The organism is Streptomyces griseoviridis (genome assembly GCF_005222485.1).
Classification (GTDB): Bacteria; Actinomycetota; Actinomycetes; order Streptomycetales; family Streptomycetaceae; genus Streptomyces; species Streptomyces hintoniae.
In genome coordinates this window covers 4294063-4319944 of record NZ_CP029078.1, presented here as the reverse complement: position 1 = coordinate 4319944, position 25882 = coordinate 4294063, and the positions used below count along the sequence as shown (strand labels likewise).

Genomic DNA, 25882 nt, shown 5'->3' with positions numbered 1-25882 from the left:
ATGACGTGCTCCCGGCTGCCCGTGGTGCCGGGGTTCAGCTGTCGGACCCGCCGGCCCGCAGCGCGGCCAGGTCGGACTTGACGGTGTTGACGGGGATCGCGAAGCCGAGGCCGACGCTCCCGGCGTCCGACGAGGACGAGGAGCTGGACGAACTGGCCGAGTACATCGCGGAGTTGATACCGATGATGTTGCCGTTCATGTCGATCAGGGCGCCGCCGGAGTTGCCGGGGTTGAGCGAGGCGTCGGTCTGGATCGCCTTGTACGTGGTGGTGGAGGAGCCGGTGTCGCCGTTGAACTGCCGGCCGCCGAACTCGAACGGCCACTGCCCGCTGCCGCCCTGGCCGCCCTGCCCCTGGCTCTGGCTCTCGTCGGTGGAGACGGTGACGTCCCGGTCGAGGGCGGAGACGATGCCGCTGGTGACGGTGCCGGTCAGGCCCTCGGGGGAGCCGATCGCCACGACGGTGTCACCGACCTGGAGCCCCGCGGAGTTGCCGAGGGTGGCCGTCTTGAGGCCGGAGGCGTTCTCCAGCTTGATCAGGGCGAGGTCCTTCTTGCTGTCGGTGCCGACGACCTTCGCGGTGTAGCTCTTGCCGTCGCTGGTGCGCACCTTGATCGTGGAGGCGCCGGAGACGACGTGGTTGTTGGTGACGATCTCGCCGTCGCTGGTGATGATCACGCCGGACCCGGTGGACTCACCGGAGTTCGAGGTGGCGTTGATCTCGACGATGCTCGGGCTGACGGCGGCGGCGATGGCCGCGATGTCGCCCTTCTTGCTGGAGGGCACCACGGTGGTGCTGGTGGAGCTTGAGGCGACCTGGTCGGTGCCGGTCAGCTCCTGGAAGGCGTAGGCGGTGCCGCCGCCCACGGCCGCCGCCACGATCGCGACGGCGGCGAGCAGGGCGAGCGGCCCCCGCGCCCGCCGGGGCTTCGCGGGCGGCGCCGCCGGGGGCGCGAGCAGCGCGGTGTCCCCGCCGTGCCCGCCGTCGCCCTGGCCGTCGTCGCCATGGCTGCCATGGCCGCCGTGCCCGCCGTAGCCGCCCGGCGCGCCGTACGCGGCCTGTCCGGGGTACCCGGCCTGCGCCTCGTACCCCGGCGCCGGCGCGGGCCGGTGGGCCGGCGGGGGCGGCCACTCGGGGCTCACGGGGGAGGCGGCCTGCTGCTGGCTGTGCTGCTCGGCGCCCTGGTAGGGGTGCTCGTCCTCGCCGCTGCGGCGGAAGCTCTCGGTCATGTGAGAGAGCTTGTCCCGCGACCATGAGAGGTTCCTGAGCGCCCGCTGAGAAGCCCGCCAGAACCTTGTTCGTCCGATGTAAAGGCCCCTCTCGCCGGTCGTGACCGGCTCTCAGGAACCCTTCATGGAAGCGGTCGTCAGCGGGCGGGAGCCGTCAGCGGCAGCCGCAGGAGGAGCGCAGCACCAGCCGCGAGGGGAACGTCTTCAGCCGCTCGCGCCGGGAGCCCGCCACCCGCAGCCCGTCGTCCAGGACCAGGTCGACGGCGGCGCGGGCCATCGCGGGCCGGTCGGAGGCGACGGTGGTCAGCGGCGGGTCGGCGAGCGGCGCTTCCTTGATGTCGTCGAACCCGGCCACCGCCAACTGGCCCGGCACGTCGATGCGCAGCTCGCGGGCCGCGCGCAGCAGGCCGATCGCCTGGTCGTCGGTCGAGCAGAAGAACGCGGGCGGCCGGTCGGGTCCCGCCAGCACCTCGAGGGCGACCTTGTAGGCGTCGTAGCGGTTGTACGGCGCCTCGTAGAGCCGTCCCTCGGTGGGCAGTCCCGCCTCGTCCATGGCGCGCTTCCAGCCCTCGACGTGGTCGGAGACCGGGTCGCCTATGGCGGGGGTGTCGGCGGTGCCGCCCATGCAGGCGACGTACTCGTAGCCGTGCTCCAGGAGATGGCGGACGGCGAGCTGGGCGCCGCCGAGGTCGTCGGTGACGACGGCGACGTCGTCGATGGCCTCGGGCCGCTCGTGCAGCAGCACCACCCGGGCGTCCCAGGCGTCGATCTCGGCGGCGGCCAGGTCGTTGAGGGCGTGGCTGACCAGGATCAGTCCTGAGACCCGCATCCCGAGGAAGGCCCGCAGATAGTGGACCTCGCGCTCGGCGATGTAGTCGGAGTTCCCGACCAGGACCATCTTCCCGCGCTCGGAGGCGGCCTGTTCGACCGCGTGCGCCATCTCCCCGAAGAAGGGCTGGCGGGCGTCGGGGACGATCAGCCCTATCAGGTCGGTGCGCCGGGAGGCCATGGCCTGCGCGACCCGGTCGGGCCGGTACCCCAGTTCCTTGATCGCGGCGAGGACACGCTCGCGGGTGGCCGGGGCGACCGGCCGGGGTCCGTTGTTGATGACATAGCTGACGACGGCAGTCGACGTCCCTGCCAGCCGCGCCACATCATCCCTAGTCACCTTGGCCACGCGCGGAGTCTACGCGGAGAGACCCGCGCCGGGCAGGGCGTACGAGAGCTTCCTCGCGACCCGCTGGACACGGGCCGGGCCCCGCCCGGGGACGGTCATGCCTCGACGTGTGCCTCGACGCTGTCCAGAGCGGCCGTCTCGTCCGCATCCGCCGTCTTTGCGCGGGCCGCCTTGGCCTTGGCCTCGTCGCCCGAGCGGTCGCCCTTCTCCGGGGTAACGAATCGATAACCCACGTTGCGGACGGTGCCGATCAGCGACTCGTGCTCGGGGCCGAGCTTGGCGCGCAGCCGCCGTACGTGCACGTCGACGGTCCTGGTGCCGCCGAAGTAGTCGTAGCCCCAGACCTCCTGGAGCAACTGGGCGCGGGTGAAGACCCGGCCCGGGTGCTGGGCGAGGTACTTGAGGAGCTCGAACTCCTTGAAGGTCAGGTCGAGGACCCGGCCCTTGAGCTTGGCGCTGTACGTCGCCTCGTCGACCGACAGGTCGCCGTTGCGGATCTCCATGGGGGAGTCGTCGTTGACGATCTGCTGCCGGCCCATGGCGAGCCGCAGCCGCGCCTCCACCTCCGCGGGTCCGGCGGTGTCGAGCAGGACGTCGTCGATGCCCCAGTCGGCGGTGACGGCGGCGAGGCCGCCCTCGGTGACGACGAGGACGAGCGGACAGCCGGGTCCGGTGGAGCGCAGCAGCTGGCAGAGGCTGCGCACCTGGGGGAGGTCGCGGCGCCCGTCGATGAGGATGACGTCGGCACCCGGGGTGTCGACGAGGGCGGGTCCCTCCGCCGGCGCGACCCGCACGTTGTGCAGGAGCAGGCCGAGAGCGGGGAGCACCTCCGTGGACGGCTGGAGGGCGTTGGTCAGGAGCAGCAGAGAACTCATACGTCTGGTTCCTCCTCGGTCCCTGCGAGGACGTGTGCGGTACGGCACTGGCTCTGCGATCCCGGGGGCTCCGTACACCTGCGGTTTCCCGCTTCGTATACAACGCTTCCGAAAGCACAAAAGGACCCGGGGGCTTCACTGCCCGAGTCCTCTGCCCAGCAGAATAGCCGACATGAGCATGGGTCCGGCAGGTCGTGTGGCGCGTTCCATGGTTCGTCCGCATCCCGAGACGACCAGAGGCGCACGTTTGCGGACGTTTCTGCACACGGAAGACGGAGTGCCGATCGATTCCGTATACGAACCGTCCCGGGTCGTATACGACGCCTCCCGGCCACCCGGTGGTGACCTGGTGTTCGTCGTCGCCCACGGCTTCACGGGCGCCGTGGAGCGCCCGCACGTTCGAAGGGTGGCGGAGGTGTTCGCGCGGTACGGCGCCGTCGTCACCTTCTCCTTCCGGGGCCACGGCGCCTCCGGCGGCCGCTCCACGGTCGGCGACCGCGAGGTCCTCGACCTGGCGGCGGCGGTGGCCTGGGCCAGGGAGCGCGGGCACGCGCGCGTGGTGACCGTCGGCTTCTCGATGGGCGGCTCGGTGGTGCTGCGGCACGCGGCGCTGCGCGGCGGCGCCGACGCCGTCGTCTCGGTCAGCTCACCGGCCCGCTGGTACTACCGGGGCACCGCGCCGATGCGCAGGCTGCACTGGCTGGTGACCCGGCCCGAGGGCCGGCTGGTCGGCCGCTACGGGCTGCGCACCCGCATCCACCACCGGGACTGGGACCCGGTGCCGGTCTCCCCGACCGAGGCGGCGGCCAGGATCGCGCCCACCCCGCTGCTGATCGTGCACGGCGACCGGGACGGCTACTTCCCCCTCGACCACCCCAGGATGCTGGCCGCCGCCGCCGGTGACCACGGCGAACTCTGGCTGGAGCCGGGCATGGGCCACGCCGAGCACGCGGCCGACGACGCCCTCCTCGCCCGGATGGGGGAGTGGGCGGCACGGCGGGCGGGCTAGCCTGGGCGCGGGTACGTCTGTTGTACGCCCGTACGACACCCGATCGATCGAGGGACCGATGCCAGAGGTCACGGTGCGCTACTGGGCCGCCGCGAAAGCCGCCGCCGGGGTCGCCGAGGAGCCGTTCGACGCGGCCACCCTCGCCGACGCGCTGGCCGCGGTGCGCGCGCGACACCCCGGTGAACTCACCCGCGTACTGCGGCGATGCTCGTTCCTGATCGACGGTGACCCCGTGGGAACCCGCGGGCATGAGACGGTACCGCTGGCCGACGGCGGGACGGTCGAGGTCCTCCCGCCGTTCGCAGGAGGGTGAGGATGACCAACCAGCCGTACGAGGGGTCGCACGAGGGCGGTTACGACCCGTACCAGCAGCAGCCACCGCAGCAGCAGCGGCAGGCGTGGCAGGGGTACCAGGGCGCCGGCGACCCGCAGACGGACCCGCACGCCGAGCCGCAGTACGCCCAGCAGTGGCAGGGCCAGACCTGGGACACCCAGCTCCAGCCCCCGCTCGCCGCGGTGGACGACCCCGCACGGCGGCCGGGCGGACCCCAGCGCCCGCAGCAGTACGGGGTGACGGGCACACCGCTCCCGGCGGAGAACCACGGCCAGGGCCACCAGCCGCACCAGGCGTATCAGCAGCCGCAGCAGTCCCAGCAGGCGTACCAGCCGCAGCAGCCCCAGCAGGCGTACCAGCCGCAGCAGCCGCAGCAGCCGCATGAGGCGTATCAGGCACAACAGCCCCACCCGGCGTACCAGTCGCAGCAGACGCACCACGCTCAGCAGGCACACCAGACGCACCACGCTCAGCAGGCACAGGCACAGGCACAGGCACAGGCACAGGCACAGGCACAGGCACAGGCGCAGGCGCAGGCGCAGCAGGCGTGGCAGCAGCCCGCCCCCGTGCCGGGTGCCGCCCCCGCGCCCGCCTTCGCCCCGGCCGCCGCGCCCACCCCCGCTGCCCCTGCCGCGGCTTCCGCGGCTTCCGCGGCTTCCGCGGCTTCTGCGGCTTCCGGGGCCACCGGGGCTTCCGGTCCTGCCGACGCCTCCGTCCCGGCCGCGCCCGGCGCCGCCGGATACGGTCCCGCGACCCTCGCGGGCAACGCCCGGGTGACGGACGCGCAGCGGGCCCGCCTCGAAGGCCGCTCGCCCGTCATCGAACCCGGCATGCAGCCCGCCGCGCTCACCGCGCTGCTCGGACTGCTGCTCGCGGGCACGGCCGCCGTCGGCTCCTGGGCGCTGCTCGTGCCGCTGGTCGCCCTCCAGGGCCTCACCGCGGCCGGCTGGTTCCGGCTGAACGGCATGTGGCCCGCCCGCCAGGGCATCGCCCTCGCCTTCCTCGGCGCGCTGGTCGCGGACGCGGTGCTGCTGGCGGCGGGCCGCCCCAACGCCCCGGCGGCGATCCTCGGCACCATCGGCGTCTGGGTCCTGCTCACCCTCGTCCTCCAGCTCCGCTCGCACGCCGACCCGGACGAGCGGATGTACGGCCTGATGGCCACCGTCACCTCGGCCGCGCTGGCGATCATGGCGGCCGGCTACCTGGGGTCGGCGCCGCACGCGGTGTCGGTCGGCGCGGCCGCGGTCGCGGTGGCGCTGCTCGCCCGCGCGCTGCCGCTGCCGACGGCGGCCTCCGTGATCGTCTCGGTGGTCGCGGCGGCGGGCGCGGGGATCGTCGTCGGACAGCTGACGGACCTCGGCGCGAAGGGCGCGCTGCTCGGCGCGGGCGCGGCGGTCTGCGCGCTGATCGGGCACCGGGTGGCGAGCTACGACTACCCGTCGCGGTTCGTGCACTTCACGGCGGGCATCGCGCTGCCGCTGACGGCCGCGGCGCCGTGCGTGTACGTACTGGGGCGAGCCCTCGGATAACGGGTCCCGGCCGGTTGTCACAGCTGATCGACAGAGTTCCGGCCCGGCCCCTGGCGAGGGTTAGTCTCGCCGAGGACGGACATCCGGACGTCGGGAACCGAACCGTCGTCGACCGCCGAGGTGGGGAAGACCGCATGCGTGCCCTGCGCACACTTCTGATCGTCGTCGTGGTCCTGGGGGGCCTGTTCGTGCTCGCGGACCGGCTCGCGCTGCACTTCGCCGAGGGCGAGGTCGCCGACCGGCTGAAGACCAGCGAGAACCTGTCGGCGACGCCCGATGTGACGATCGCCGGCTTCCCGTTCCTCACCCAGGTCGCGACCGGGACGCTCGACGACGTCACGATAGGCATCGACGACTACGAGGCGGACACCGGCGCGGCGGCCGGGGACGGCGCGCCGTCGTCGATCCGGATCGAGAACCTCGAGGCGCGGATGAAGGGCGTCGAGTTCTCCGGCGACTTCAGCTCCGCGACGGCGGCCGACGCCACCGGCACCGCGCGTATCTCCTACGCCGAGCTGCTGAAGACGGCGAAGGCCGAGCCGACGCAGGTCGCGCCGGGCGCCACCGCGCAGGTGATCGGCCTCTCCGACGGCGGGGGCGGCAAGATCAAGGTCGCGCTCAAGGCGACGGTCCTCGGGGTGCGGGTGCCGGGACCGCTGTACGTCATGAGCACGGTGGCCGTCGAGGACGACACCGTGAAGGTGCACGCCGACGCGCTGCCGAAGTTCGGCTCGATCGAACTCGGCGAGCGGACGATCCGCTCCATCACCGACTTCCAGCAGCGCATCGACGACCTGCCCGGCGGCATCCGCCTGGACAAGGTCGAGGCGGCGAAGAACGGCGTGGAGATCACCGTGAAGGGTTCGGACGTCAAGCTGGCCGGGTAGGACGGTCCGGATCGCAGCGCACCCGTTTTTCGCACCCTTCTCACATGCCGGACAATCGTGTCTCAAAATACGACACGGCGGTGGCATGTCCCGCTGTCCGTCCCTACGATCGGGACCATGAAGCGACAGGCGGATCTCACGAAGCGGCGGGCAGTCGACCTGTGCCGCGTCGCCGCCATGCTCTGTCGCCCTCTCTGAGCGGACGGCTCCTTCCCGCCTCCGCGTCTCTCCCCGCCCTGCTCAGGGCATCGGTGCGCGCCGCTCGCCGCTCCCGGCGAAAGCCCCCGCACCCCCCGCACCCGCACGCCCCGCCGCAACTGCCCCGGAGGAGAAAGACCATGAGCCGCAGCGACGTCCTCGTAGACGCCGACTGGGTCCAGGAACACCTGGACGACCCCAGCATCGCGATCGTGGAGGTGGACGAGGACACGTCCGCCTACGAGAAGAACCACATCAGGAACGCGATCCGCATCGACTGGACCAAGGACCTCCAGGACCCGGTCCGCCGCGACTTCGTCGACCAGGAGGGCTTCGAGAAGCTCCTCTCCGCCAAGGGCATCGCCAACGACACCCTGGTGATCCTCTACGGCGGCAACAACAACTGGTTCGCGTCCTACGCCTACTGGTACTTCAAGCTCTACGGCCACGACAACGTCAAGCTCCTCGACGGCGGCCGCAAGAAGTGGGAGCTGGACGCCCGCGAGCTGGTCGAGGACGTCCCCGAGCGCGCCGAGACCTCGTACAAGGCCAAGCCGCAGAACACCGCGATCCGCGCCTTCCGTGACGACGTCGTCGCCGCGATCGGCGCCCAGAACCTGGTCGACGTGCGCTCGCCCGACGAGTTCTCCGGCAAGCTGCTCGCCCCCGCGCACCTCCCGCAGGAGCAGTCGCAGCGCCCGGGTCACGTCCCCTCGGCCCGCAACATCCCGTGGTCGAAGAACGCCAACGACGACGGCACCTTCAAGTCGGACGACGAGCTGAAGCAGCTGTACGTCGACGAGCAGGTCGACCTGGCCAAGGACACCATCGCGTACTGCCGCATCGGTGAGCGCTCCGCCCTGACCTGGTTCGTGCTGCACGAGCTGCTCGGCGTGGAGAACGTCAAGAACTACGACGGCTCCTGGACCGAGTACGGCTCGCTCGTCGGCGTCCCGATCGAGCTCGGCGCCGCCAAGTAACCCCCAGCTCATCCGCTGCGACCTGAAGGACGAAGACATGTGTGGAGCGAAGGCCGGCGGCCCGGACGCCTCGACGATCAAGCCCGGTGAGACCACCATCCAGGGCCAGGTGACGCGTGACGGCGAACCTGTGACGGGGTACGTCCGTCTCCTGGACTCGACGGGCGAGTTCACCGCGGAGGTGCCGACCTCCGCGACGGGGCAGTTCCGCTTCTACGCGGCCGAGGGCACCTGGACCGTCCGCGCCCTCGTTCCCGGCGGCACCGCCGACCGCACGGTCGTCGCCCAGCAGGGCGGTCTCGCGGAGGTCGCGATCGCGGTCTGAGGCGCGCGGCGGAGGGCCGCCACGGATGTGCGGGTCGACATCCGGGGCGGCCCTCCGCCATGTCGTCACCCGGGGCATCCCGACCTACCCTGGAGACATGTACGCACGCCGACGGCGCGTCTACTTCGTGATGATGGCGATCTGCATCGGGCTGTTCGTCCTCGCCTGGGGCGTGGTACGCATCTGGTCCGTACCGGCCGCGGTCGGGATGTGCGTCGTCGCCATGGTGATCCCGCCGTTCGCCGCGATGGTGGCGAACCGCAGGGGGCCGGAGGACCGCTGGTGGGACGATCCGTCCGGCGACCCCAAGTCCGACGAGTGGTGGGACGAACTGGACGGCAAGAAACGACGCCGTTAGCTTCGCCGTCAGCTCAACGCCGCCGGCTCACCGCTGCCGGACGGCGGTCAGCACGAGGGTGGTCACCAGACCGCCGACGCTGATCAGGGTGAGCAGACCGCTCCAGAAGGCGTCGTCCCTCCTCCTCCCGCTCACGGGCGGTGCTCCTTCCTCTGATGCTGCCGCATGAGCACGTTGGCGTCGGTCTCGGCGCTGCGGTCGTACTCGGCCCGCGCGCGATCCCGCCGCCGGTCGAGTTCGCCGCAGGTCGGGCACCCGCGGAAGGGCAGCGGCGGCCGGGTGGGGTCGTCGTGCCCCGGCACACTCACGCCGGCCGCCCGGCGCGCGCGTTCGCCGCCTTGACGCCGCTGCGCAGCCGCTCGTCCTGGGTGGGCGGCCGCAGCGTCGCCGGGTCCGCCTCCCACTCGATACCACCACCGACCGGCCGCAGCATGGCGTGCCGCCCGAGGGTGTCCTGGTACTCACCGACCTTCTGCGTGGCCGGATCGTAGAGCAGCGTGCCGGGCTCGAAGGGCTCTGTCGTCATGACTCAGCTCCGTTCATCCAACTCGTCAACATGCCCACGCAATGCGATCAGAGCATTACTCTGGGTGTTCGGGGGTGGGACGAGCATGGCCCATACACAGCCGAGAAACGCCGTTGACGTGCGGTTCTTCCGGTTCCGGGCTCGTTAATTCCACAAGTTCCACGCTCCGGGGAGGACGCGACGAGATGCCGCCGAGAAGAGTCATCACAGGACGGAGCCAGGAGCCCCGACGCCGCTACGCGGAGGAGCTGCGACTCCTGAGAGCGGAACGCGACTTGAGCCTGCGCCAACTGGCGGAAACGGTCGGCTGGGACCCGAGCCTCTTCGGAAAACTGGAGAGCGGAGCGACTTTGGGCAGCCCGGAGGTGGCCCAGGCACTGGACGGGTTCTACGGAACACCGGGGCTGCTGCTGGCGATGTGGGAGGTGGCGGTGGCGGACCCGAAACAGTTCAAGGAGCAGTACCGGCGGTACATGGAGTTGGAGCAGGAGGCGGTGGCTCTATGGCATTACTCGCCCAGCGCTCCGCCGGGTCTGCTTCAGACGCGCGGGTACGCCCGTGAGGCACTCGCGGCGGGCGGCCTCGTGGGCGATGATCTGGACCAGCAGGTCGAAGCTCGCGTGGGACGACGGTTGTTGCTGGAGCGTGACGACGCGCCACCACTTCGGGCGATTTTCTCTGAAGCGGTTGTGCGTACACCTCTGCTTGACAAGCAGGCGTGGAAGGAGCAACTGGCATACCTGTTGGAGGTTATGGAGCGCCCGAGAGTCACGATCTACGTCCTGCCGTTCAGCGCCGGGCTGCATGGCTTGAGGAATACCGCCGTGATGTTTCTGCGTCAGTTGGACGGTGTCACAGTGGTCTATACGGAGAACGATGAACGTGGTGAACTGATCGAAGAACCAGGCCGAGTTGAGTACTTTCAGCGTAGCTACGAAGCAGTTCGTGACTTGGCGTTGTCCCCTGCCGAGTCACGGGCATTCATTCTGCGGATGTTGGAGGAGTTACGGTGCGAACCGTCGAGCTGAGCAACGTGACGTGGCACAAGAGCAGTTACAGCAACGCGACCGGTGGCGAGTGCCTGGAGTTCGCCGGTGGTCTCCCCGTTGTCCCCGTCCGTGACAGCAAGGATCCCCGCCGCGCGCCCCTCGTCTTCGAGGCGGGTGCGTGGTCGGTGTTCGCGGGTGCGGTCAAGCGAGGCGACCTCTTCGGGTAGTGGAGGAGATCCTGTGCGAGTCGTCGATCTGCGCAACGTGAACTGGCGTAAGAGCAGTTACAGCAACACCACCGGCGGAGACTGCGTCGAGATCTCCGTTGACCTCCTGAGCGCTGCTGTCTGGCGTAAGAGCAGTTACAGCAACCAGGACGGCGGCCAGTGTCTGGAGTTCGTCGGTAACCTCCCCGTCGTTCCCGTCCGTGACAGCAAGGATCCCCGCCGCGCCCCCCTCGTCTTCGAGGCGGGCGCCTGGGGTGTGTTCGTCGGTGCCGTCAAGTGGGGTTCGTTGCGGGGCTGATCAGTAGACCAGCGCCTGCGTCCCGTCCGACATCGTCTCCTGGACGAAGACCTGCGCCCCCGCGATGCGGATGCCCTCGATGACGTCCTTCTCCGTGATGTCCCGGCGGGCCGCGCACTGGGTGCACAGGGTGACGCGGCCCCCGGTGACGATCGCCGCCAGCAGATCCTGCAGCGGTGCCGCGTGCGGGAGTTCGAACTCCGCCGCGCGCCCCGGCAGCGCGAACCACGCCGACTCGCCGGTCAGCCACAGGGACACGTCCACGCCGCTCGCCACCGCGACCGCGGCGACCGTGAACGCCTGCGAGCAGCGTTCCGGGGAGTCCGCGCCGGCCGTCACCTTGATCACTAGCTTCTTCGCCATGCCCGAATCGTAATCAGCCCCGTTACAACCGGCGGTGCGACCCATGAGTCTCCTGTGAAGCGTGCATGAGGCACGTACATCGTGTGTTCCGTGGGGGGACGCCTTGGCGACACCAGAACCAGCCGCACCACCGACCCCGGAGGAGAGACCCGCTCCCCGGCGGAGCCGCACCGCGCCGCTCATCGCCTGCGCCGCCGTTCTCGGTGTCGTCGCCGGCACCTGCGTCGGCTACCTCGTGCAGGCCGACCGCGCACCGACCCGGCTGCCCTCCCTGGCCCAGCCGGTGCTCGCGCAGGCCAAGGGGCCGGGGCCCGAGCCGCTGTCGGCCGCCCGGGACCGTCAGGTGAGGACCGACGGTGACCTCCGCAAGCTGCTGGTGGAGAAGCCGGCCGGGGCCCGGAAGTCCGACCTGTCCGGCGTCGACGGCTGGGTGGACCTCGCCGAGTACTCCACTTTCTTCGTCGATCTGGATTCGTCCTTCCGCAGCCTGATGTCAGAGGGGTTCCGCCGGGCCGTCGTCGCTGAGTGGGCGCAGGGCGACCGGCAGACGGGGGTCGTGCTGGCCCAGTACCGGCAGGAGAACGTCCTCGAGGTCGACGGCTACGAGTGGAGTGACCTGTACGCGGACATCGACGGGGTCGCCCGGGAGGGCTGGCCGGTCCCCGGTACCGGCAGCGGCCTGGCGTACGCGGACCCCGAGCCGATCCGGGAGTTCGGATACGGGCCCCTGTACACCGCCACGGCCTTCGCCCACCGCGGTGACATCGTCATGAAGATCTGGATCACTGACACCAAGCGGATCCCCAAGGCGACGATCACGGATCTCGCCGAGCGGCAGTTGGAGCGGCTGTGAGCGAGGAGCACCCTGAGACCGAACGTCCGGAAGGGGAGCCCTCCGGGTCCGAACTCGCCTCCGTCGAGCACCCCGTGAGCGCGCCCGCCGGCGATGACGGCTGCGCCCCGCCCGCCCCGCCGCGTCGCCGTCGCCGGGTCGCCCGCGTCGTCGGGGGCGCCGTGCTCGCCTGTGCCGTCCTCGCCGGTGTCGGTGCCACCGTCGTCACCGTGCGGGACGCCGACCGCGACCCGGGCAAGCCCTCCTTCGAGTTCCAGGACAGCAAGCCCGTCGAGGCGGCGCCCGCATCGGCGAAGGGGCTCGGCGCGCTGCTCGTGCCCTACGGCACCGGCGACTGGAGCCGCGGCCCGGACTTCCAGTCGTTCGGCTCCGACGCCGAACTGAGCGGCGCCCGCGCGCAGGCCCTGCGCAAGGAGGAGTTGAGCGCGCTGCCCCGCACCGAGCGTCGGCAACTGGAGAAGCAGTACGACGAGCACCCCGTCAAGGGAATGGCCATGCGCAGCTACCTCAGCGGCGAACTGGCCAGCCGCAGCGAGAACAAGGGCGTCTACACCGCGAGCCTCATCCTGACCCGGGTGGACAGCCGGGCGCAGGCGCGGGAGCAGATGACCGCCCTCACCCGGGCCATCGACGCCCTCCGCGTCTTCCGCGCGGGCCCCGCGGTCAAGCGGCACAAGGACGCCAAGTGCTTCCTCCAGCCCGCGGAGCTGCGCGAGGACATCGACCGGCTGTGGTGTTTCGCCGCGCGGGGCGACATCATCGTCACGGCCGTCATGAACGGCGTGTGGCCCCTGGACACGAAGGGCGCCGCGACGCTCCTCACCGCCCAGCTCGACCGCATCGCGGAGCCCGGGGAGGCGGTATGACCGAGCAGACCGAGACGCAGAGCGAAACGACGACCGAGACACAGAGCGAAACGACGACCGAGACGCAGGCCCAGACACAGACACCGGCACAGACACAGACCCAGACCCAGACGCAGACCGAGACGCAGACAGAGAGCCCGGCGGCCATCGTCGTACCGCCTCTGCCCGCCACCCCGCCTCTGCCCGCCACCCCGCCTCTGCCCGCCACCCCGCCTCTGCCCGCCACCCCGCCTCTGCCCGCCACCCCGCCCCCGCTGGCCCCCCGCCCCGACCGTCGCGTGCTGCGTGCCGTCCTGCGCTGGACCGCCGTCGCCGTCGCCGTCGTCTTCGGGGCCGTCGGGGCCGGGACCGCCTACGGGATCGGCACGATGGAGCGGACCGACGTGCCCGGTCTCGCGACCGCGTCGGACGGCCGGTGGGAGTACCCCACGCTCACCAGGCCCCCGCTGCCGTCCGGCAGCCCCGGGCCGTTCGCCGACTCCAACCCGGCCGAGGCGCACCACGCGGACCTGCGCGCCCTGGTGCTGCCCGCGCCGAAGGGGGCGAAGGAGGACCCCGCCCTGCGCGGCTCCGACGGCTGGCTCCCCACCGGCACCTTCCTCGCCGAGTACTCCGAGGCGAGCGAGCGCGACGCGCTGCGGACGGCGCTCACGGACCGCGGCCTGCGGTACATCGCCGCCCGCGGCTGGACCACGACCGACGGCACCCGCACCCGTATCTACCTGCTCAGGTTCGGCTCCGGGGTGGTCGTGCACGACCTGTTCACGGAGCGGGTCGCACCGGCGAGCGCCCCCGGTTTCCGGCTGCGCGGCACCGACGTCTCCCTCTTCGACGACGGCTTCCCGCCCCAGACCGACATCGACCGGGTGCAGCGCTCCGCCTACAACGAGATGGCGCCCTACGGTCCCGAGCAGGTCAGGCACGCCTACCTCTCCGCCGGTGACGTCCTCGCGCTGGTCGTCCAGAGCCGCGAGGGGCGGGCGGCGGCCGTGCCGTTCCAGCAGACGGTCGTCCTGCAGAGCCAGCTCCTGGGCTGATCCCCTGGCCCGTTCCCTCGCAGGGCCTACCTCACGCGGAGGTCCGGGCCCCGGCCGACTAAGCTGGGGCCCGGCCTTAGTACCGCACCACCACGTCCAAGGAGCACCCCGTGCTTGAGGCATTCTTCGAAGCCCTGCTGGTCCTGGTCTGCGTCGGCGTTCTCGCCTTCGCCGGGCTGACCGTGAAGAAGCTGTACCAGGGCCAGCGCTGACCTCCGCCAAGGAACCGACCAGAAACTGTCGCTCATGATCGAGATTCCGTCCGACCTCCACAAGGACCTGGTCCCCCTCGCCTTCCTCCTCGGCGACTGGGCCGGCGCGGGAGTCCACGACTTCCCCGGCTCCGAGAAGTGCAACTTCGGGCAGGAGGTCTCCTTCAGCCACGACGGACGGGACTTCCTGGAGTACCGGTCGCACACCTGGGTGCTCGACAACGACGGCAACAAAGTCCGCCCGCTGGAGTCCGAGTCCGGCTTCTGGCGCATCGACGCGGCCCGCAAGGTCGAGGCCACGATGACCCGCGACGACGGCGTCATCGAGATCTGGTACGGCGAGCTGGCCGACAAGAAGCCGCAGATCGACCTGGTCACGGACGCGGTCGCGCGGACGGCCGCCTCCCGGCCCTACACCGGCGGCAAGCGGCTGTACGGGTACGTCAAGAGCGACCTGATGTGGGTCGGCGAGAAGCAGACCCCCGAGGTCGAGCTGCGCCCCTACATGTCGGCGCACCTGAAGAAGGTCGTCACCCCCGAGGACGTCGAACGCTGGGCGAAGGCCCTCCCCGACGACATGCCGGACGACGGCATCGCCTTCTTCAAGTAGTCCTAGACTCGGGGGTGTGGTGAGCATCGACTGGAAGAGTGACCTCAGACAGCGCGGCTACCGGCTGACGCCGCAGCGGCAGCTCGTGCTCGAAGCCGTCGACACCCTCGAACACGCGACCCCCGACGACATCCTCGTGGAAGTGCGCAGGACGGCGTCGGGGGTGAACATCTCCACCGTCTACCGGACCCTGGAGCTGCTGGAGGAGCTGGGCCTGGTCAGCCACGCCCATCTCGGGCACGGCGCGCCGACCTACCACCTCGCCGACCGGCACCACCACATCCACCTCGTCTGCCGCGACTGCGACAACGTCGTCGAGGTCGATGTGTCGGTGGCCGCCGACTTCACCGCCAAGCTCAGGGACACCTTCGGTTTCGAGACCGACATGAAGCACTTCGCGATCTTCGGCCGCTGCGAGGAGTGCGCGCGCGAGCCCGCCGTCGGCGACGGCGCGGGTCCGCTGAAGGCCACGGCCGCCGAGTCGTAGGCTTGGGCTCATGATGAGCCCTCTGCTGTCCCTGCCCGGCGCTGTCCCCGCCGAGGGCGTGGACGAAGGTGTCGCCGCCCACTACGGCGACCTGTTCCGTGAGCAGCGTGCCCTCGCCGACGGCACCGGCTTCGTCGACCTGTCGCACCGCGGCGTCGTCGCCGTCACCGGCGAGGACCGGCTGAACTGGCTGCACCTGCTGCTCACCCAGCACGTCAGCGACCTCCCCGCCGGTCTCGCCACCGAGGCGCTGATCCTCTCCGCGCACGGCCACATCGAGCACGCCCTCTACCTCGTGGACGACGGCACCACCACCTGGGCGCATGTCGAGCCCGGCACCGTCGAGGCGCTCATCGGCTACCTGGAGTCGATGAAGTTCTTCTACCGGGTCGAGGTCACCGACCGCACCGGGGACATCGCCGTCGTGCACCTGCCGGCCGGTTCCATCGCCGAGGTGCCCGAGGGGACCGTCGTCCGCGAGACGGCGTACGGGCGGGACCTCTTCCTGCCCCGCGACGCCCTGGAGGCTTACGCCGAGCGGACCGGTCACCCGGCGGGGCTGCTGGCCTACGAGGCGCTCCGGGTCGAGCAGCACCGGCCGCGGCTCGGCTTCGAGACCGACCACCGCACCATCCCGCACGAGCTGGGCTGGATCGGCACCGCCGTGCACCTCCAGAAGGGCTGCTACCGCGGCCAGGAGACGGTCGCCCGGGTGCAGAACCTGGGCAAGCCGCCGCGCCGTCTCGTCTTCCTCCACCTCGACGGCAGCGAGGTCCACCTGCCGGGCGCGGGCACCGAGATCCGGATCGCCGACGAGGGGCCCGACGGCCGCAAGGTCGGCTTCATCACGACCTCCGTCCGCCACCACGAGCTGGGTCCGGTCGCCCTGGCCCTGGTCAAGCGGAACGTCGCGACGGACGCCAGGCTGCTGGCCGGCGACACCGCCGCCGCCCAGGAGACCGTCGTCGAGCCGTAGCCCCCGGTTCTCCGGTCTCGGTCCCCTGTCCCCTCTGCCCTGTCCCCTGTGCTCGGTCCCTGTCCGCTGTGCTCGGTCCTCTGGCCCCCGTGCTCCGTCCCCCGTGCTCCGTCCTCCGAGCACGGGGGCCGATGCCCGTCAGATGTCGATCAGGACCGTGAACGGGCCGTCGTTCGTCAGCGTCACCCGCATCGACGCGCCGAACCGGCCCGTCTCCACCGTCGCGCCCAGCGCCCGCAGCTGGGCCACCACCTCGTCCACCAGCGGTTCGGCGACGTCGCCCGGGGCGGCCGCGTTCCAGGTGGGGCGGCGGCCCTTGCGGGCGTCGCCGTACAGCGTGAACTGGCTGATCACCAGGAGCGGCGCGTCGATGTCGCTGCACGACCGCTCGTCCTGGAGCATCCGCACCGACCAGAGCTTGCGGGCCAGCTGGGCCGCCTTCTCCACGGTGTCCTCGTGTGTCACGCCGACCAGGACGCACAGGCCCTCGCCGCTGATCTCCCCGACCGTCTCGCCGTCGACGACCACCCGCGCGCCGTCGACCCGCTGCACCACCGCTCGCATGGGCCCCATCATGCCGGTCCGTTCGAGCGGGTCCGCACACGGGTCGCTCATCGCTCCTTAACCCCCCATCTGGGGCCGTTCGGGGGCACTCGGTCACATAGCGGCCACCGAGGGTGGCACGATGCTTCCGAACACGGCGGTCTACGGGACGGTAGAGACACATGAGCACACCGAGTACCGGGCGGCAGCCCGGCCCGGTCTCGTCCACCCGCGCGGGGGAGAGCCGGGCGGAGGACTGCCGGGCGGGAGACCTCGCCGCGCCCAGGCCGCCCGCGCAGCGCACCGACAGCCCGGCGGCGGCCGACCCCGGCGGGCCTTTGCCGCCCGTCGAACCGCCGTCGCCCGTCGAACCGTCCGAGCCCGACCTGACCAGCCTGAACCTGCCCGAGCTGCGCGTGCTGCGCCGGGACGCCCAGCGCGACGAGGCCGACCTCAGCTACGTGCGCAGGCTGCTCCAGGGCCGTATCGACATCCTCCGCGCCGAGCTGGCCCGCAGGCGGCCGGTCAGGGACGGCGGTGAGGGCTCCGTCGTCGACCGGCTCTCGCAGATCCTCGCGGACGCCCCGGCCAGGCACCGGTCGTCCGCCCGCCATGTCACCCTCGGGACCCCGCAGAGCGCGGAGTACCGGCAGCTGGCCGCCGACATGCTCGCCGAGGTCGAGCTGTCCGACCTGGCCGCCCGCACCGACCTGGAGCTGCACACGGCGATGGGGCGTCTCGTGGGGTACGAGCAGCAGGTGTCCCGGTGCAGGCAGCGGCTCCAGCGGACGGCTGACGGCTGTAGCGGGGAGATCGCCCGCAGGTACCGTGAGGGTGAAGCCCAGGTGGACGACCTGCTCACATGAGCCCCGGCGCGACGGCCGTCCCACGGGAACGCCCGCCGCGGAAGGCCACCGCCGATGCCGTCACCGAAGCCGTCCCCCATGCCGTCACCGAAGCCGTCTCCCGTGCCGTCACCGAAGCCCGTGCCGTCCCCCGCCGGGCCGCCCGCCCCGCCCGTCCTCGCGGAAGTGGTCCGCTCCGGGTTCGTCGAGGGACGGCACCGGGGGAGCCTGGTCCTGCTGGGCGCCGACGGCGCCGTGCAGCTGGCCCTCGGTGACGTGACGTCGCCGGTCTTCCCCCGCTCCGCCAACAAGCCGATGCAGGCCGCGGGCGTCCTGCGGGCAGGACTCGAACTCAGAGGAGAGCGGCTGGCGTTGGCCGCCGCCAGCCACGCGGGCGAACCCTTCCACCGGGACCTGGTCCGCACGCTGCTCGCCGAACACGGCCTGACCGCCGAGCAGTTGCGCTGCCCGCCCGACCTGCCCCTCGACCCGGTCGAGCGGGAGGCGTACCTGGCGGCGGGCGGGGTCCGCGACCGGGTCGCCATGAACTGCTCCGGCAAGCACACCGCGATGCTCGCCGCGTGCGCGCTGCGCGGCTGGCCGTTGGAGAGCTACCTCGACCCCGGCCACCCGCTCCAGCGGCTCATCCACACGGTGGTGGAGGACGCGGCCGGCGAACCGGTCGCGACGGTGGGCACCGACGGCTGCGGGGCGCCCCTGGCGGCGATCGGCCTGACCGGGCTCGCCCGCGCCTTCCGCTCCTTCGTCCGCGCCGAGCCCGGCTCGGCCGAACGCCGGGTCGCCGACGCGATGCGGGCCCACCCCGAGTACGTCGCGGGCAGCAGGCGGCACGACACCTGGCTGATGCGGGAGGTGCCGGGGACGCTCGCGAAGACGGGCGCCGAGGCGGTGCAGGCGGTGGCCCTCGCCGACGGCCGGGCGCTGGCGTTCAAGGTCGAGGACGGCGGCGCGCGGAGCCTGGGCCCGGTGCTCGCGCGGGCCCTCGCGCTGCTGGGGGTCGCCTCCCCGGTCCTCGACCGCGTCGGCCGCTCGCCCCTGACGGGCGGCTCACGGGAGGTGGGGGAGGTACGGGCCGCTTTCTGACCTCTCTCCGACCTCCCTCTGATCTCTCTCTGACCTCTCTCCGATCTCTTTCTGACCTCCCTCTGACCTGTCGCCGACCTCTTTCCGACCTCGGAAATCTGCGCGACACCTCACCCTCGTCCACATACCGTGAGGCCATGACCAGCGCGCGTACCGATATCGACGTCCGGCCCATCACCGAGGCAGAGTTTCCCGAGTGGCTGCGTGCCGTGCGCGCCGGGTTCCAGCGGGAGCCCGTGGTGCCCGCGGAGGAACTGGAGGGGCGGCGCTCCTGGTTCGAGCCCGGCCGGTTCCTCGGGGCGTTCGACGGCGGGCGCTGTGTGGCGACGTTCCGCTCCTTCGACCAGGAGGTGACGGCGGTCGGCGGGCGGCCCGTCGCCGCCGACGCGGTCACCGGTGTCACCGTCACCGCCACGCACCGCAGGCGCGGCCTGCTCACCCGCATGATGAGCCAGGACCTCGCGGCGGCCAAGGAGCGCGGCGACGCCGTCGCCACCCTGATCGCCGCCGAGTACCCGATCTACGGCCGCTTCGGCTTCGGTCCCGCCACCGGCGGCACGCGGTGGGACATCGACGTGACGCGCGCCGGGTTCGACCCGCGCACGCCGGTGGCGGCCGACGGCGGCCGGATCGACCTGGTGGAGCCCGAGGACGTCCGCAAGACGGGGCCCGAGCTGCACGAGCGGGTGCGCAGGGCCACGGCCGGCGCCGTCAGCAGGACCGACCTCTGGTGGCAGACCGCCACCGGGGCGGTGCGGCTCGACGCCAAGTGGACCACGCCCTTCTTCGCCGCCTACCGGGCGCCGGACGGCACGGTCGACGGACTGGTGGCCTACGAGGTGGACGACGTCTGGAGCGACACCAAGCAGCCGCTGGAGACGGCGAAGGTGCGCTGGCTGCTCGCCGCGACCCCGCAGGCCGAGCGCGCCCTGTGGCACTACCTCTGCTCGATCGACTGGGTCACCCGCGTCAAGAGCGACCACCGCGCCCCCGACGACCTGCTCCCGCTGCTGCTGCCCGACCCCAGGGCGGCCGTCGTCGCCACGCAGGCGGACTGGCTGTGGGTGCGGATCCTGGACGTCGTGCAGGCCATGGAGGCGCGGACGTACGGGCGGGAGGGCGGCCTGGTGCTCGACGTCGTCGATCCGGCCGGGCTGACCGGCGGGCGGTACCAGTTGACGGTCTCGCCCGCCGGGGCGACCTGCGTGCCTACCACGCGCAGTGCTGAACTCTCCCTCGGCATCGTCGAGTTGGCGATGCTCTGGCTGGGCGACGAGTCGACGGTGCGGCTCGCCGCGCTGGGCCGGGTGACGGAGGAGCGGGCGGGCGCCGCCCGTGCGGCCGACGCCCTGCTGCGTCCGTCCAGGCGACCGTGGTGCCCGGATATGTTCTGAGCTGCGGTCCCTTCCTGTTCAGCGGTGCGTACACGCGTGTGACTGCCGACGCGTGTACGCCGTTGCGCGTGTGGTGCCGGGTGCGCGGTGCATCATCCGTAGCTGTTCAGTTGTGACGGTGCGTGTTCAGTTGTGGCTGTGCCGGCGGCCGCGCGGGCCGCTCGCTCTGCGTGAAGTTTTCGGTGTTCAGTTGTGGCTGTACGGCTGGAGCGGGTCGGCCGGGGTCCCGGCTCCCCTCCGGAAGGGAACCCGAGCGACACCCTTGGATTCTGCATGCCAACCACCCTGAAAAGCAACCAGGTTGCTCAAGTTGGCTGCCAACTTCACTGTACTTATCTCCACTTGGAAGCGGCTTATAACCACCTCATGAAGAACTGCCTTAAGATGGCGGGAAGTTGTACTGTTTTGCCGTGGACCCGAAACACGGCTCTGCCACTGGGCGGACGAGGTCTCAGCGGCCACAGAGGTCACTCGAGGTGGCGGACGCGCTGCGGGCCAGGATCCGGAGCGGGGAACTGCGTGCCGGTCAACGGATGCCCACGCAGGCGCGGTTGGCCGACGAGTTCGGCGTGGAGCGGGGTGCGGTGCGCGAGGCGCTGCGCATTCTTCAGTCCGAGCACCTGTTGGCCAACGTCTCGAAGGGCAGCCCCGCCACCGTGGTCGGCGACCCGTCCTACCCCGGACGGCCGGCCGGGCCCGCCGCGCCACCCCTCCCCACCACGGTGGCGCTGGCCCCGAGGGTCGCCACCGCCTTCGACGCCCCGCACGTGGAGATAGACGCCCTGTGCCTGACCTCGGTCTCCCTCAACCTCGCCCTCGGCGAACCGCTCTGGCGCATCCACGCCGGACAGCTGAAACCGGCCAAGGTCGACGTGCGGGTGCTGCTGCCAAGCCGGGACATCGACCTGGCGTTCCCGACCCTGGTGGAGGCCGCACCGGGCAACCGGCTGCGCCGCCACTGGCTGGCCCAGCGCAACGCCCAGGGCCAGGTGCTGCGCCACAACCTGCTCGCGCTGCGCGCCACGCACGGCATCGACGTCCGGGTGACCTTCCGCGCCCTGCCGTTCACCCCGCCGGTCAAGCTGTACCTGCTCAACGGCGCGGAGGCGCTGTTCGCGTTCTACACGCTCTCGCGCAGCGAGCGGGAGGTCGACCACGAACAGCTCCAGCTCTACGACGTGGAGGGCACCCGGTCGATGCTGTTCGCGTTCGAGCGGGGGGCCGGGGTGCGGGACACGACGTTCGTGGAGCAGTCCCGGCGGTGGTTCGACGCGCTGTGGCGGACCATCAGCACGGATCTCCAGCTCGGCGACTGACGGAGCACGGATGCCGCCGACTTCACCAGCTTGGTGACCAACTCTGACCGGGTAATCTCGACTTGGTCGGTACTCATAAACAACTTTCAAACAACTCGCCCCAGATGGATCGAAGTTGTAGCGTTTGGTCGTGACCCAGGAGAACGTGGTGGCAGTGAACGGCAGAAAGCACTCCGCACAGGAGATCGCCGACAGCCTCCGGGAGCGCATCAGGGCCGGTGCGCTCAAGGCGGGCGACCGGCTGCCCACCCAGGCCGAACTCGCCGACGAGTTCGAGGTCGAGCGCAGCACCGTCCGCCAGGCCCTGCGCGCCCTCCAGGACGACGGCCTGCTGAGCAACGTCAGCAAGGGCAGCCCGCCGCGCATCGCCCAGCCCTCGGTCACCCCGGACGGCCCCCAGCCCACGATGGTCGGCCTCGCGCCCCGGCTCGCCGAGGCGTTCTCGGCCCGGCACGTCAAGGTGGACGCCGCCTGCCTCACCGCCGAGACCCTGATGCTGGCCCTCGGCGACCCGCTGCGCAGCATCCACGCGGGCGAGCTGCGCCCCGAGTCGATCGACGTCCGCATCCTGCTGCCGTCACGCGAGATCAACCTGGCGTTCCCGGTCCCCGTCGACGGGCGCGGCGACGGCGACGACGACCCGGTCCACCAGCGCTGGCTGGCCCAGCGCAACGCCCAGGGCCAGGTCATGCGGCACAACCTGCGCTCGCTGCGCTCGTCCCACGGCATCGACGTCGACGTCACGTTCCGGGCCCTGCCGTTCACCCCGCCGGTCAAGCTGTACCTGCTCAACGGCGCGGAGGCACTGATCTCGTACTACATGGTCTCCCGGCGCGAGGAGACCAACGACGGGCAGACGCTCGACATGTACGACGTGCTGGGCGCCGAGTCGCTGCTGTTCTCCTTCGACCGGACGGCGGGCCGGCGCGACGCCGCGTTCGTGGACGAATCGCAGAAGTGGTTCGACGCCCTCTGGGAAACCATCACCACCGACCTGACACTCTTCTAGTGACTTCTGATACGGCGCAGACCGAACCGGTGGCGAAAGAGACCGTGTACGACATCGCGTACGACACCGAGGAACTCAGGAACCTGATCACCCGCCCCCGTGTCGTCCTCTGGGACTTCGACGGGCCCGTCTGCCGGCTGTTCGCCGGACATCCCGCCCGTGACGTGGCGGCCGACCTGGTCGGCTGGCTGGCGGGGCGGGGGCTGCGGGACCTGCTCACCGACGAGGAGCGGGAGACCTACGACCCGCAGGTCGTCCTGCGCGCCGTCGACCGGCGCCACCCCGGCAGCGACCTGGTCACCGAGCTGGAGGAACGGCTCACCCGGCACGAGCTGAACGCCGCGCCGTCCGCCTGGCCGACCGCCTACGCCGACCCGCTGATCCGCACCTGGACGGCGGTCGGCGCCCGGCTCGCCGTCGCGACCAACAACTCCGCCACCGTGGTCCGCGCCTACCTGGAGGGCCGCGGCCTGCTGTCCTGCTTCGACCCGCACCTCTACGGCCGCACCCAGGACCTGCACCGCCTCAAGCCCCACCCGCACTGCCTCAACCAGGCGTTGAGCGCGCTGGACACCGCCCCCGAGGACGCCCTGATGATCGGTGACGCGCCGTCCGACTGCGAGGCCGCGGCGCAGGCGCGGGTGCCGTTCCTCGGCTTCGCGCGCAACGACCGGAAGGCCGAACTGCTGCGCAGGGCCGGGGCCGACATCGTCGTCGACTCCCTTCAGCCGCTGCTCAGCCTGGTGCACGGGTAGCCTGGCCCTCCCCGGAAGCGGGCGCGCACGCGCTGAGCGGAACCTCCGCCGCGCGCGTACGAGGCGGTGTACACGCCGACCCGCCACGACCGCGCGGACCCGCGCCGCGCACCACCCGTTGTGGTGAGGCGGACACCGTTTCGACGAGAGACACCCTCCGCGCGTGTTTACGGTGTGCCGTACCGTTCTCATCACGCATCCGGAGCAGCCCGTGGGCGCACCACCTTCCCTTCCGCCGCTTCCCGGGGGACGGGCCCGACCCACGGACGCCGTAAGGGAGTTCATCGACACCGCGCGGGCGCGCGGGCGTACGCTCACGGGCCACCACCACCACAACCACGTGCTGCCGCTGACGGCGACGGCGGCCCGCCGGTGGGGGCGGCCCGAGGGCACCTCGGCGACCGTGCGGACCCGGCGGCCCGAGGCGCTGCCCGTGGTGATCAGGACCTGGCCCGACGAGGCGGGCGTCCTGCGCGCCGTCGAAGGGCACCTGCCGAACACCCCCGTCTGCCTCTTCGCGGACGACGGCTGCCTCGTCCTCAGCCATGTCGAGGGCGTGCCGCTCTCCGCCGTCCACCCCGACGACACCCCCGTCGACGCCCGGCGCGTCGACGAAGCGGTCGGGCAGCTCGCCCTCCTGACCCGGGTCCGCCGCGAGAACCTGCCGGCGCTGCCGCCGTCCTGGCCCCACAACCGGGACAGCCAGGGCTTCCTGCGGACCCTGGCCCACCTCGCCGACCAGCAGATCCGGCTCCCGGGCCGCCCCGAGTTCGGCGGCCTGTTCGCCGCGCTCGGCCTGCCCGACGACGCCCTCGCCCGGTTCGCCGACCGGGTCCCCGCGATGACCCGCCGCCCCTACAGCCTCCTCCACACCGACCTGCACCGCGGCAACCTGATCCTGCCCGACCCCGAAGGCACAGGACTGGCCTGCGTCGACTGGGAACTGGCCGGCTACGGCGACCCCCTGCACGACCTCGCCACCCACCTGGTGCGCATGCGGTACCCGGCCCACCAGCGGGACGACGTCGTCGAGGCGTGGGCCCGCGCCATGGAGGCGGTGCGCCCCGCCGCCGTCGCCGGACTCGCCAAGGACCTGCGCCACTACGTCGACTTCGAACGCGCCCAGTCCGTCTATCCGGACGTGATGCGGGCCGCGCACCCGCTGGCCGGCACCGACGACGAGGACGGCCTGCGCCGGGCGACGGCCGCCGTGCACGACGCGCTGCTCTCCGCCGCCCAGCCGCTGAGGCTGCGGGACGTGCCGGAACCCGCCCAGATCGAGGGCATCCTCTACCGCTGGCGGGCGGCCAGGCCGAAACCGGCCGACGGCGGCGGCCCGCGGGTGCTGCGCGCCCTGCGGTGGCGGGCCGACCGACGCCTCTCGGAACACCCCGACTTCCCGGCGGCCTCGGTCGGCCTCGCCCTGCTCGAGGAGGGGGCGGCCCCCGCCAACCGGGTGTTCAAGGGAACGGCCCACCTCAACACCGTCGTACGGGTACCGGGCGTCGACTACCCGGTCGTCGTGCGCCGCAAGGTCGCCGGACTCGTCCGGCGCGAGCCCAGCTTCCTCAGCGAACACGCGGTGCTGCGCGCCATCGAGAGGTCCGGCGCCGAGGTGGCGGCCCCCCGGGTGCTGGCCCTCGGCAGCAGCTACCGGGGCGACCCCTTCGCCATCCACACCTACGTCGGACACCGGGACATCGACCGGCCCCCGAGCCACCCCGTGCACGGGCTGCTGCCGCACGAGGCCGACCGGCTCGTCGACCAGCTGCACGCCATGACCCGGGTGGACTACGAACAGGTCGACCCGGCGGCGGGCGAAGGCGGCTTCCACCGCTGGCTGCGCGAGCAACTGGTGCTGATGGTCGCCGAGTTGCCCGACGAGTCGCAGCAGGCCGCCCGGCTCCTCGGCCTGCCGGGCGCCGACCGGCTGCGGGAGATCCTCGCCCGGCACGAGGTCAGCCACCGCACACCCGCCCTCCTGCACGGCGACCTCAACCCGTGGAACCTGGTGCGCCGCAGCGACCGGCTGGCGCTGACCATCATCGACTGGGAGATGGCGGTGGTCGGCGATCCGCTCTACGAACTGGTCCGCCACATGCACCTCACCCCCACCCTGCCGGAGATCCGCGACCGCATGTTCCGCCGCTGGGAGAGCCTGTTGCCCGCGGCCAGCACCACCGGCTGGCGCGAGGACTGGCGGGTCTACCGCTGGATCGAACTGGTGCGGTCCGCGTACGTCGACCTCGACCGCCTGGTGACCGGAGCGGGCCTCGACGCCCCCAACGTCCGCCGCGCGGTGGACTCCTACGCGATGACCCTGATCGCCGCGACCGGCTCCCTCGGCCTCACCCCCCGCCCCACCACCGGCCCCGACTTCGACGAGCCTTCGGGGGTGGGGGGAGCGGTGCCGGGGGGGTGAGGGGGGCGAGGAGGGGGATCAACTCCCGTTCCTCGCCTGTGAGCGTGTCGTCGGGCATGCGCTGCTGCGTCTGCTTTCTCTGTCGCTGGTTCCCATGGGGATGAAAGGGGCGCAGAGAAGAGAGGCGGGCTCCTGGCCCGCCACAGGTTC

Annotated in this window: 29 protein-coding genes; 23 read left to right on the top strand and 6 right to left on the bottom strand. The window is 71.6% G+C overall.

What is annotated here, in order from left to right:
• Positions 1-34 precede the first annotated feature (34 nt).
• From DDJ31_RS18325 to DDJ31_RS18315, 3 genes are all read right to left on the bottom strand, one after another.
• On the bottom strand, positions 35-1228 hold the full coding sequence (locus DDJ31_RS18325) for a S1C family serine protease (protein ID WP_127179212.1): 1194 nt from the start codon (positions 1226-1228) through the stop codon (positions 35-37).
• Positions 1229-1382: 154 nt separating this feature from the next.
• Positions 1383-2405, bottom strand: coding sequence for a LacI family DNA-binding transcriptional regulator (locus tag DDJ31_RS18320; RefSeq protein WP_127179213.1), 1023 nt, complete (start codon positions 2403-2405; stop codon positions 1383-1385).
• Between the two features lie 95 nt (positions 2406-2500).
• Entirely contained in the window at positions 2501-3280 is a 780-nt protein-coding gene (locus DDJ31_RS18315; protein WP_127179214.1) for a response regulator transcription factor, read from the bottom strand.
• A 172-nt stretch (positions 3281-3452) separates the two neighbouring features.
• Between DDJ31_RS18315 and DDJ31_RS18310 the strand changes: the two genes are divergently transcribed.
• The 7 genes from DDJ31_RS18310 to DDJ31_RS18280 all read left to right on the top strand — a co-directional run bounded on the left by DDJ31_RS18310 (position 3453) and on the right by DDJ31_RS18280 (position 8900).
• On the top strand, positions 3453-4289 hold the full coding sequence (locus DDJ31_RS18310) for an alpha/beta hydrolase (RefSeq protein WP_127179215.1): 837 nt from the start codon (positions 3453-3455) through the stop codon (positions 4287-4289).
• Positions 4290-4347: 58 nt separating this feature from the next.
• Positions 4348-4602, top strand: coding sequence for a MoaD/ThiS family protein (locus DDJ31_RS18305; protein WP_093835683.1), 255 nt, complete (start codon positions 4348-4350; stop codon positions 4600-4602).
• Between the two features lie 2 nt (positions 4603-4604).
• Positions 4605-6152: a hypothetical protein gene (locus tag DDJ31_RS18300; protein WP_240678159.1), complete on the top strand. Its 1548-nt coding sequence runs from the start codon at positions 4605-4607 to the stop codon at positions 6150-6152.
• 134 nt (positions 6153-6286) lie between these two features.
• On the top strand, positions 6287-7039 hold the full coding sequence (locus DDJ31_RS18295) for an LmeA family phospholipid-binding protein (RefSeq protein ID WP_127179216.1): 753 nt from the start codon (positions 6287-6289) through the stop codon (positions 7037-7039).
• Between the two features lie 338 nt (positions 7040-7377).
• Positions 7378-8217, top strand: a complete 840-nt coding sequence (locus tag DDJ31_RS18290) for a sulfurtransferase (RefSeq protein ID WP_127179217.1) — start codon at positions 7378-7380, stop codon at positions 8215-8217.
• 37 nt (positions 8218-8254) lie between these two features.
• A complete protein-coding gene (locus DDJ31_RS18285) occupies positions 8255-8542 on the top strand; it encodes a DUF1416 domain-containing protein (protein WP_004986406.1) in 288 nt (95 codons plus the stop codon).
• A 97-nt stretch (positions 8543-8639) separates the two neighbouring features.
• Positions 8640-8900, top strand: coding sequence for a DUF3099 domain-containing protein (locus tag DDJ31_RS18280; RefSeq protein ID WP_127179218.1), 261 nt, complete (start codon positions 8640-8642; stop codon positions 8898-8900).
• A gap of 304 nt (positions 8901-9204) precedes the next feature.
• Here DDJ31_RS18280 and DDJ31_RS40045 read toward each other — a convergent pair whose 3' ends face one another.
• Entirely contained in the window at positions 9205-9426 is a 222-nt protein-coding gene (locus DDJ31_RS40045; RefSeq protein ID WP_348542092.1) for a hypothetical protein, read from the bottom strand.
• Between the two features lie 185 nt (positions 9427-9611).
• Here DDJ31_RS40045 and DDJ31_RS18270 point away from each other — a divergent pair, with 185 nt between their 5' ends.
• The 3 genes from DDJ31_RS18270 to DDJ31_RS18260 are packed head-to-tail and all read left to right on the top strand — an operon-like array spanning position 9612 to position 10940.
• Positions 9612-10454: a helix-turn-helix domain-containing protein gene (locus DDJ31_RS18270; protein WP_127179219.1), complete on the top strand. Its 843-nt coding sequence runs from the start codon at positions 9612-9614 to the stop codon at positions 10452-10454.
• On the top strand, positions 10436-10642 hold the full coding sequence (locus DDJ31_RS18265; RefSeq protein WP_127179220.1) for a DUF397 domain-containing protein: 207 nt from the start codon (positions 10436-10438) through the stop codon (positions 10640-10642). Before DDJ31_RS18270 ends, DDJ31_RS18265 begins: the two co-directional genes overlap by 19 nt.
• Before the next feature lie 13 nt (positions 10643-10655).
• Complete coding sequence (locus DDJ31_RS18260; protein WP_127179221.1) at positions 10656-10940, top strand: DUF397 domain-containing protein; 285 nt, start codon at positions 10656-10658, stop codon at positions 10938-10940.
• Here the strand turns inward: DDJ31_RS18260 and DDJ31_RS18255 are convergent, their stop codons facing one another.
• On the bottom strand, positions 10941-11303 hold the full coding sequence (locus DDJ31_RS18255; RefSeq protein ID WP_127179222.1) for a DsrE family protein: 363 nt from the start codon (positions 11301-11303) through the stop codon (positions 10941-10943).
• Positions 11304-11406: 103 nt separating this feature from the next.
• On the opposite strand from DDJ31_RS18255, the gene DDJ31_RS18250 reads away from it, so the two are divergent.
• The 6 genes from DDJ31_RS18250 to ygfZ all read left to right on the top strand — a co-directional run bounded on the left by DDJ31_RS18250 (position 11407) and on the right by ygfZ (position 16344).
• Positions 11407-12156 carry a hypothetical protein gene (locus DDJ31_RS18250; protein ID WP_127179223.1) on the top strand — a complete coding sequence of 250 codons (750 nt, stop codon included), beginning with the start codon at positions 11407-11409 and terminating at the stop codon, positions 12154-12156.
• A complete protein-coding gene (locus tag DDJ31_RS18245) occupies positions 12153-13022 on the top strand; it encodes a hypothetical protein (protein ID WP_240678160.1) in 870 nt (289 codons plus the stop codon). Before DDJ31_RS18250 ends, DDJ31_RS18245 begins: the two co-directional genes overlap by 4 nt.
• The gene (locus tag DDJ31_RS18240) at positions 13019-14059 is read left to right on the top strand and encodes a hypothetical protein (RefSeq protein ID WP_240678161.1); all 1041 of its coding nucleotides are present in this window, start codon (positions 13019-13021) and stop codon (positions 14057-14059) included. The genes DDJ31_RS18245 and DDJ31_RS18240 overlap by 4 nt, the downstream gene beginning before the upstream one ends.
• Positions 14060-14305: 246 nt before the next feature.
• The gene (locus DDJ31_RS18235) at positions 14306-14881 is read left to right on the top strand and encodes an FABP family protein (protein WP_093827511.1); all 576 of its coding nucleotides are present in this window, start codon (positions 14306-14308) and stop codon (positions 14879-14881) included.
• Between the two features lie 16 nt (positions 14882-14897).
• Complete coding sequence (locus DDJ31_RS18230; RefSeq protein WP_127179224.1) at positions 14898-15368, top strand: Fur family transcriptional regulator; 471 nt, start codon at positions 14898-14900, stop codon at positions 15366-15368.
• A 10-nt stretch (positions 15369-15378) separates the two neighbouring features.
• Entirely contained in the window at positions 15379-16344 is a 966-nt protein-coding gene (ygfZ, locus tag DDJ31_RS18225; protein ID WP_127179225.1) for a CAF17-like 4Fe-4S cluster assembly/insertion protein YgfZ, read from the top strand.
• A gap of 138 nt (positions 16345-16482) precedes the next feature.
• Here the strand turns inward: ygfZ and dtd are convergent, their stop codons facing one another.
• Positions 16483-16908, bottom strand: coding sequence for a D-aminoacyl-tRNA deacylase (dtd, locus tag DDJ31_RS18220; RefSeq protein WP_127182724.1), 426 nt, complete (start codon positions 16906-16908; stop codon positions 16483-16485).
• Positions 16909-17069: 161 nt separating this feature from the next.
• On the opposite strand from dtd, the gene DDJ31_RS18215 reads away from it, so the two are divergent.
• The 7 genes from DDJ31_RS18215 to DDJ31_RS18185 all read left to right on the top strand — a co-directional run bounded on the left by DDJ31_RS18215 (position 17070) and on the right by DDJ31_RS18185 (position 25732).
• Positions 17070-17753 carry an RsiG family protein gene (locus DDJ31_RS18215; protein ID WP_127179226.1) on the top strand — a complete coding sequence of 228 codons (684 nt, stop codon included), beginning with the start codon at positions 17070-17072 and terminating at the stop codon, positions 17751-17753.
• Positions 17754-17831: 78 nt separating this feature from the next.
• A complete protein-coding gene (locus DDJ31_RS18210) occupies positions 17832-18836 on the top strand; it encodes an asparaginase (RefSeq protein ID WP_127179227.1) in 1005 nt (334 codons plus the stop codon).
• A 137-nt stretch (positions 18837-18973) separates the two neighbouring features.
• On the top strand, positions 18974-20230 hold the full coding sequence (locus tag DDJ31_RS18205) for a GNAT family N-acetyltransferase (RefSeq protein WP_127179228.1): 1257 nt from the start codon (positions 18974-18976) through the stop codon (positions 20228-20230).
• A 410-nt stretch (positions 20231-20640) separates the two neighbouring features.
• Positions 20641-21546, top strand: coding sequence for a winged helix-turn-helix domain-containing protein (locus tag DDJ31_RS18200; RefSeq protein ID WP_431027786.1), 906 nt, complete (start codon positions 20641-20643; stop codon positions 21544-21546).
• A 124-nt stretch (positions 21547-21670) separates the two neighbouring features.
• A complete protein-coding gene (locus tag DDJ31_RS18195) occupies positions 21671-22555 on the top strand; it encodes a GntR family transcriptional regulator (RefSeq protein WP_127179230.1) in 885 nt (294 codons plus the stop codon).
• Positions 22555-23310 (top strand): HAD family hydrolase, encoded by a 756-nt coding sequence (locus DDJ31_RS18190; RefSeq protein WP_240678162.1) that lies wholly within the window; start codon positions 22555-22557, stop codon positions 23308-23310. The genes DDJ31_RS18195 and DDJ31_RS18190 overlap by 1 nt, the downstream gene beginning before the upstream one ends.
• A gap of 211 nt (positions 23311-23521) precedes the next feature.
• On the top strand, positions 23522-25732 hold the full coding sequence (locus DDJ31_RS18185; RefSeq protein WP_127179232.1) for a phosphotransferase family protein: 2211 nt from the start codon (positions 23522-23524) through the stop codon (positions 25730-25732).
• The last annotated feature ends 150 nt before the right edge of the window (positions 25733-25882 follow it).

Excerpts from the sequence above, each read along its gene's own strand:
- DDJ31_RS18325 (WP_127179212.1), bottom strand. The coding sequence starts at position 1,228 with ATGACCGAGAGCTTCCGCCGCAGCGGCGAGGACGAGCACCCCTACCAG.
- DDJ31_RS18315 (WP_127179214.1), bottom strand. The coding sequence starts at position 3,280 with ATGAGTTCTCTGCTGCTCCTGACCAACGCCCTCCAGCCGTCCACGGAG.
- DDJ31_RS18310 (WP_127179215.1), top strand. The coding sequence starts at position 3,453 with ATGAGCATGGGTCCGGCAGGTCGTGTGGCGCGTTCCATGGTTCGTCCG.
- DDJ31_RS18305 (WP_093835683.1), top strand. The coding sequence starts at position 4,348 with ATGCCAGAGGTCACGGTGCGCTACTGGGCCGCCGCGAAAGCCGCCGCC.
- DDJ31_RS18300 (WP_240678159.1), top strand. The coding sequence starts at position 4,605 with ATGACCAACCAGCCGTACGAGGGGTCGCACGAGGGCGGTTACGACCCG.
- DDJ31_RS18295 (WP_127179216.1), top strand. The coding sequence starts at position 6,287 with ATGCGTGCCCTGCGCACACTTCTGATCGTCGTCGTGGTCCTGGGGGGC.
- DDJ31_RS18290 (WP_127179217.1), top strand. The coding sequence starts at position 7,378 with ATGAGCCGCAGCGACGTCCTCGTAGACGCCGACTGGGTCCAGGAACAC.
- DDJ31_RS18285 (WP_004986406.1), top strand. The coding sequence starts at position 8,255 with ATGTGTGGAGCGAAGGCCGGCGGCCCGGACGCCTCGACGATCAAGCCC.
- DDJ31_RS18280 (WP_127179218.1), top strand. The coding sequence starts at position 8,640 with ATGTACGCACGCCGACGGCGCGTCTACTTCGTGATGATGGCGATCTGC.
- DDJ31_RS40045 (WP_348542092.1), bottom strand. The coding sequence starts at position 9,426 with ATGACGACAGAGCCCTTCGAGCCCGGCACGCTGCTCTACGATCCGGCC.
- DDJ31_RS18270 (WP_127179219.1), top strand. The coding sequence starts at position 9,612 with ATGCCGCCGAGAAGAGTCATCACAGGACGGAGCCAGGAGCCCCGACGC.
- DDJ31_RS18255 (WP_127179222.1), bottom strand. The coding sequence starts at position 11,303 with ATGGCGAAGAAGCTAGTGATCAAGGTGACGGCCGGCGCGGACTCCCCG.
- DDJ31_RS18240 (WP_240678161.1), top strand. The coding sequence starts at position 13,019 with ATGACCGAGCAGACCGAGACGCAGAGCGAAACGACGACCGAGACACAG.
- DDJ31_RS18235 (WP_093827511.1), top strand. The coding sequence starts at position 14,306 with ATGATCGAGATTCCGTCCGACCTCCACAAGGACCTGGTCCCCCTCGCC.
- ygfZ (WP_127179225.1), top strand. The coding sequence starts at position 15,379 with ATGATGAGCCCTCTGCTGTCCCTGCCCGGCGCTGTCCCCGCCGAGGGC.
- dtd (WP_127182724.1), bottom strand. The coding sequence starts at position 16,908 with ATGCGAGCGGTGGTGCAGCGGGTCGACGGCGCGCGGGTGGTCGTCGAC.
- DDJ31_RS18215 (WP_127179226.1), top strand. The coding sequence starts at position 17,070 with ATGAGCACACCGAGTACCGGGCGGCAGCCCGGCCCGGTCTCGTCCACC.
- DDJ31_RS18210 (WP_127179227.1), top strand. The coding sequence starts at position 17,832 with ATGCCGTCACCGAAGCCGTCTCCCGTGCCGTCACCGAAGCCCGTGCCG.
- DDJ31_RS18205 (WP_127179228.1), top strand. The coding sequence starts at position 18,974 with ATGACCAGCGCGCGTACCGATATCGACGTCCGGCCCATCACCGAGGCA.